This is a genomic window from Gilliamella sp. Choc5-1, from assembly GCF_001690595.1.
Classification (GTDB): Bacteria; Pseudomonadota; Gammaproteobacteria; order Enterobacterales; family Orbaceae; genus Gilliamella; species Gilliamella apicola_M.
Genome location: NZ_LZHH01000002.1, coordinates 1 through 6532 on the forward strand (window position 1 = coordinate 1; position 6532 = coordinate 6532).

The 6532-nt window shown below is 38.5% G+C and carries 6 protein-coding genes; all 6 read right to left on the reverse strand.

Translation table 11 applies throughout. The annotated features are described in order from the left end of the window. Positions 1-248 (reverse strand): hypothetical protein (locus A9G35_RS00165; RefSeq protein WP_081300063.1); only part of this gene is annotated, 248 nt, incomplete at its 3' end. Positions 249-250: 2 nt separating this feature from the next. Continuing rightward, positions 251-325, reverse strand: a complete 75-nt coding sequence (locus A9G35_RS14015; protein ID WP_442903156.1) for an HNH endonuclease — start codon at positions 323-325, stop codon at positions 251-253. A gap of 220 nt (positions 326-545) precedes the next feature. Beyond that, entirely contained in the window at positions 546-932 is a 387-nt protein-coding gene (locus A9G35_RS00170) for a hypothetical protein (RefSeq protein ID WP_065635192.1), read from the reverse strand. Positions 933-934: 2 nt separating this feature from the next. Further along, positions 935-4909: an RHS repeat-associated core domain-containing protein gene (locus A9G35_RS00175; RefSeq protein ID WP_065635193.1), complete on the reverse strand. Its 3975-nt coding sequence runs from the start codon at positions 4907-4909 to the stop codon at positions 935-937. A 17-nt stretch (positions 4910-4926) separates the two neighbouring features. Further along, entirely contained in the window at positions 4927-5925 is a 999-nt protein-coding gene (locus A9G35_RS00180; RefSeq protein ID WP_065635194.1) for a hypothetical protein, read from the reverse strand. 9 nt (positions 5926-5934) lie between these two features. Continuing rightward, positions 5935-6532 (reverse strand): DUF4123 domain-containing protein (locus tag A9G35_RS00185; protein ID WP_065635195.1); only part of this gene is annotated, 598 nt, incomplete at its 5' end.

Consider the following 6532-nt stretch of genomic DNA (forward strand, 5'->3'; position numbering starts at 1 on the left):
CCATAAACAGCCATTCTTTGCGCTTTCGTGCATCTCCAGCAAGGATAAAATCCGATCAAGCGTTCTAACTCAGTAATTATTCCTTTAAAATCAATCAAATCAAAAATATAATCGGGTAAATCACTTACTTCATTTTCGCCAATGACCTTTTCTGCCCAACGATTGACCTCATCCATATTGATAACACCACATAGTAAACAATAATATACAAAACCAATAGTCCGATCATTTCTTACTAATCCTAACATATTTATTTCCCCTTAGATAATGCTTCGCCACCTATATGGCCTGTTTTTAAATGTTGTTTTGATGGAACCAGTTGCATTCTATTTTCCGCGCTTTTCGACAATCAGATTACCAAAGCGGTTATAGTCAAAGTGTTTGTCACTAAAAAAGGTCAGGCGGTTGCCTGTAATGCCATAATACTGTATTTTTAAGTTTGCATAAAAAAGCAGAAAAGTAGATAACTCTTTTCTGCTTATCATCCTAGCGAACATCCTAACCATTCTTCTTATAGTAGCGATATAAGCTGATGGATAAAATGATTAAAGATCGATAAATGGGAATGTTTCCCTGAACAATTTTTCGATTTCTGGGTGTTTTTTTAAGGCTTCTAATGCTTGTTCTTCATTAAAAGATACATCGTCTTGAGACAATTTTTCTCCTCTTTTTACTGCTAGGCCATAAACAGCCCTATCTTGCGCTTTCGTACGCTTCCAATGAGGAAAAAATCCAATCAAACGTTCTAACTCAGTAACTATTCCTTTAAAATCAATTACATCAAAAATATAATCGGGTAAATCACTTACTTCATTTTCGCCAATGACCTTTTCTGCCCAACGATTGACCTCATCCATATTGATAACGCCAGATAATAAACAAACATATACAAAACCAATAGTCTGATCATTGCCTTTTACTAATCCTAACATATTTATTTCCCCTTAGATAATGCTTCGCCACCTATATGGCCTGTTCTTAAATGCGAGTCCTCTGGAACCAGTTGCATTCTACCGCGATGTTGATGATGATGCCAAGTATAACCAGGTATTTTAGGTTTACCGGCATTAATTGCGTTTAACTGCTCTGGTGTAAATATCCCGGGATTTATTTCTCCCCTTTGGATAGCCCTTCTTAAATCTTCAGTTGCCATTTTCATTTGTCCTCGATAACTTTTGTTGTAAAATTCAGCACTTGGTAACACGGTATCATATTTTGCAATATCATCAAAAATACCTAATCCTCTATTGTCAAACACAATTCTGGATTTAGGATGTCGCTGGCCTTTTAATTTAACATTTTTATTATTTGGCAATGGCACGGTGTTAGAAACCACATTACCGGGTCCATATAGTTCTTCTAACTGCTTGCGCACAAGATGGGGGTCATAAGGCCCATAACTCCCTAAACCTGCAAGTAATCCGAGTGGGTCAATCCAGATAATCGGATTAAAACAATATTGATAGCTATTTAAACCACCATAAAGTTTAGCTGGATCTTGCGTAATAAATCGACCCAGATTAGGAGCGTAATAGCGATTAATATTATAATGTAAACCTGTCTCCTCATCAAAATATTGTCCTTGAAATCTGAGTGGATTGATGGGTTTAATATTATTTTCAGCTTGTGGCCAGTGTTCATAGGTGATTTCGCCATAGGCGCTGTATTCGCATTCATAGACAGTGTCGCCAAGGCTGTCTGTAAGGCGATGAGGAGTGCCTAAGTAGTTATTTTGATACCAGTAGGTTTTTAACTTTTCTGACTGTCCTGCTTTTCCAAGGATTTGGGCAAGGGGGCGGTGGCTATCGGGTTCATAAATATAACTTCGCCAGAATTTATCGTTATCGGCACATTCTGCAATTAATTTATGGTCTTGCCAGATAAACTCGGTGGTTTTGCCATCTACTGTTTTACTGGTACGTCGATTAAAGGCATCATAAGTATAGGTGATAATTAGCCCTGTCGACTTAATCACTTTGATTAACCGATGCCGGCAGTCGTACTCATAGTGGGTGACTAGACGGTGGTCTTTGCCGCGCTTTTCGACAATCAGATTACCAAAGCGGTCATACTCAAAGTGTTTGTCACTAAAAAAGGTCAGGCGGTTGCCTTTGGTAATATGGGTTTTGGTGTCACTCAGGAAGTTGCCCGTAGCATCATAGTGTAGCATCTCTAATGGCGGAGCGTGATGCGTTTGATGATGTTCAGGCTTACCCACCGAAGTTAACTGACCGATGGCATCGTATTGATACTCTCGAGCTGCATTTCCTCGAATTTGGCTAAGTTGATTATCCGCCTGATAACGATAATCTTGTTGCCACAAAGGCGTTGGACTAGGCAGTGAATCCAAATCAAAACCATGAAAAATCTGATGGCGAGTTAATCGGCTTAAATTATCATAATCATAACGATTAACTAGACCATTACCCTGACGGCGTTCATATTCTCGCCCTTGTTTATCCCAACGGAAAGCTGCTAATGGCTGGTGGTCAAGCGTCATCCCCAGTAGCTGACCGTGATTGTAATGATATTCTAACCATTGTCCATCGGGCAGCTTAGTGCCACTGAGTAAGCCTGTATTATCATCATAGCGATGGCGGATAGTCGCCCAATTTTGATGTTCGGCTGTGAGTTGATTACTTTTATTATATTCCCAACATAACACATTATCGTTATCTTTTACCGCAATCAAGCGACCGATAGTGTCATATTCATAGTGTTCAATATTTCCATCCGGTAATATTTTTTGAACTAATCGCCCAACACTGTCACGCTCATAACGGGTAATAAATGGTTCAGATTGATGTTCATCACCGTATTCACAACGGGCAATAAGTTGGTTGTTTTTATTATAATGGTAAGTGGTTTTTATATTATCAAAACCAATTTCTTCACTTAATAACCCATCGGCTGTGTAACGAAACTGATAGTGCTCGCCTTTTTGATTGGTGATTTGGCTAATCTGTAAATGCCCATTATCGTATTGATAAGTCAGTTTTTCACCATTAGGTTGGTGTAACTGGGTGAGTAGGTGTAACGGCGCGGCGTAATCATATTGGGTGATTTTACCCATTTCATCTTTAAACCAAATCACTTTACCATAAGCATTGTAACGATACTCACGGGTTGTGTTATCGGGTAAGATAATTTTGGTAATCCGATTTAACGCATCATAACGGTAGTGTGTGGTACTGCCGTCTTGTTGTTTTTCCCATACTAGGCGACCTATAGCATCATAGCCAAATTGGCGTAACCCTTGAATTGAAGAGTTATCTTCTAATAATTCACCTTGCTCTGACCAAACTAAACGTTGGTGACTGTGGTCAGGATATTGAATAAAAATGGGCTTACCTTGAGCATTATATTGATATACTGTGCTACGCTCTTGAGGGTCGATGAGTTCCAGTAAGTTCCCTTGGCTATCACGCCGAAAACGCCATTGCTGATAGGTCTCTTTATTACCATGGGTGATGGTATAAATTTCCCCATGCAAGTAGTCATAATTAACACAATGCCCATCTGGATAAGTGATGGTATCTAAAGCGCCAGTGATGGGGGAGTAATCATAATAGGTGATATGACCTTCGCCATCAATTTCAGCGGTCAGTTGCCCTTTATCATTATATTCGTAGGTTTGTACATTACCCGCAGCGGATGTTTTTTGGACTAATTTACCATGGGTATTATGCTTATAATAACTTTTACTGCCATCTTGGTGAATTATAGTGACACTGTTTTCTTCATCATTCCATTGATAGCGACTATCAAGTTGAGGAAAGTTCGCCCATTGACGTAAACAGCGTACGTGCTTACCTTCATTTTGCCATGCCCAATAAAATGTTGCCCCACCAGCCATGGTTCGTGATTGAATAACGTGCTTATCATCATAAGAATAGTGCTCGGTCTCATTTGCTGCATTTTTCACTGCAACAAGTTGGTGAAGCGAGTTATAAGTATACGTTGCTAGCACCGAAACACGTTGCCATTCTTGTGCTACTCGGGTTTGTAATTCAACTTGTTTGATTAAATTTATATTATTAGGCGGGTTGGGGTTATTTTCATTAGGGGCTGCGTCTATTTCATTTTCATAAATAAATACTAATTTGCGTGTCGGTTGCTCTGCTGGTGATAAAATGGCAGAAGGCAGCCGATTGGCGTTATAAATAACCTTAATGGCATTGTTATGCTGGTCTATAATGCGTTTCAGATAAGCGGTTTTACCGTCTTTTGAACGTTTAAACACTAAAGACGGTTGATTTGATTGAACAATGATAAACTCATTATCTTGTTCGCCTTGACACAGCATAGCTTCTGATAAGCTATTTAATCTATGTGTGTATTTTTCGGTTGGATAGGGAAAGCTAACTTGACGATTTTCATGGTCTGACCATGTGATGCTATCGTTGTTAAATACCAAATGTTGACTTAAAAAGTGCGACCAGCCATAGCCCAATCCTTGCTGCAATTCAACTGCACTAGTACGATAAAAACGTTGCCAAATAAAAGGCACGATGCCAGTTAAGTAACCATCTTCAACCGATAATAGTTCTTCACCAGTTAATAACGATATGGGGTCACCATCATGAGGCGTATGTTTATCTGACGAAACCGCCTGACCTTTGGCATTTTTACCTGCCTCTGGGGTGTCGGTGATATGTGGCGATGGATCTTCTATTTTTGTCTGTGGCTTACCACCCGATGAAGCAACGCTGCCATGTTCAGTTACACCCGTTGCATTGCTATGGGTTGTTGCCTTTTTGTTTACGTTAAGATTCACGTCACCACTGTGAATTATTGCATGGTTATCTTTGACATGCTTTTTACATGCTTGCTTAGCTATTTCGGTTAACTCGTCTAGAGCTTTGATAAGCTCTTTAGTTGATGTAGTTGATCTCTTCTTTTTTACCATTATTATAATCCTTATGATTAAGCAAAGTTCATTGCTATATCAAATCCTTTTTTTAGAACTGTGCCCGGTAAAATAATAGCAATAATCACTTCGGTTAATACTTGACCTACAATTTTGGCACTAAAGTTAATTAATTGTTGTGGGGTCAATAATTTGAAAAGACACCAAGTTGCATTAAAAAAGATAAATAGCATTGCTTCATCTTTTAGCATCATTAGCATATCGCCTATTTCATCTTTATGTTCATCATACATTTGGATTAACTTTTCAGCACCATCACCTATAAGTTGTTTAAGTTTTTTTAAATTTTCTAAAGGATGACAAAATATATCAAATAATTTACAAACTAAATTCCAAATGTCTTTTAACGTACTCCAGATACCATCAGCAAACTCTTTACATGCCTCGGCCCAATCTATTGATGCACCATTAGCAATATAAGTTTCCCATTCCTGCTTTTGTCGATTATTCCAGTTTTTTTCTAACCAAGCTGCACATTTATTGATTAAATCATCATAAGAAGCATACAGCTTGTCTAAATCTTTTTTTGTAATATTGGGATAAAACATAATTTTATATTTTTGATTTGGCTTTAATTTTAAGACGGCTTTACCATTATCATCTAATGTACCTTCGCTGACGTATTTATCACTATCATATATATAACCTGATTCTACCTCATATACACGGTATTTGGTTTTCGGAATTGGAATGGTTTTACCTGCGGTTTGAAACGTATGTATGATAACCAGTTCTCCGCTTAATGGGCAGGTGGTAACCCCATCCATTCGTGCACGACTTTGGACATTTTGAACAATTTCCATGTCACCCACCTTAATTTGCTGATCCATATCAAAAAAGCGTCCGATCAGCATTGTATCGGTTAATGATTTGTAGTCATTAAGGCAATTTTTAAAATCAGTAATAACCTCATTTATGACTTTATTAGCTTCGGCTTGTACATCTGATGTGATAACAGGCTCAGATAATGGGGGAGCAATGATTTCCTCTGTCATTTTGTTATCCTATGATTGAAATTGTTGTAAAATTAAATTCCAAACGTCACTTTTGTCCTTATTACGTTGTAATAAACGTTTAACTTTTTTCTCTAAAATATCATGCCGATATGCCCAATATATATTCGGGTAACTTTCTTGCAACGTTTGTAAGATATTATCTAATAAAAGATTTTCTTTATCTGTTAGCAATTTTTTTATTAATGATTCTGGCACCTGCCACCAAGGTGATGTCTGTACAGCTTGTTCAAACGGCACATGCACCACATGCGATTGGTGATTGATCCAATAAAAAGCAAAGGCAGGCAGCACGTCTTGCCAGCTATCGGCAAAGTGATCAAGCATAATTGACAGGTATTCGCCATCCCAGTAGCGAAAAAAGACTGTTTCGCCATCGGGCATTATGGCTTGGGTTAAGCTGCGTAAATGCGCGCAGATGTCTTCAAAGGGTAAATGAGAGCGTGCTAACCAGCCCCAGTCCTTATACTCGGTGTTGTTTACCCAATCTAAAAAAGGGCTGTGCTCATCAAGCCTAACTAGCATAGGCATTACTGAAAACCAGTGCTCGTAAGGGGTGCCAGTATAAAGGCCATAAGGCGTTTGCGAG

Coding starts and splice junctions, on each gene's coding strand:
- A9G35_RS00180 (WP_065635194.1), bottom strand. CDS start 5,925: ATGACAGAGGAAATCATTGCTCCCCCATTATCTGAGCCTGTTATCACA.
- A9G35_RS00175 (WP_065635193.1), bottom strand. CDS start 4,909: ATGGTAAAAAAGAAGAGATCAACTACATCAACTAAAGAGCTTATCAAA.
- A9G35_RS00170 (WP_065635192.1), bottom strand. CDS start 932: ATGTTAGGATTAGTAAAAGGCAATGATCAGACTATTGGTTTTGTATAT.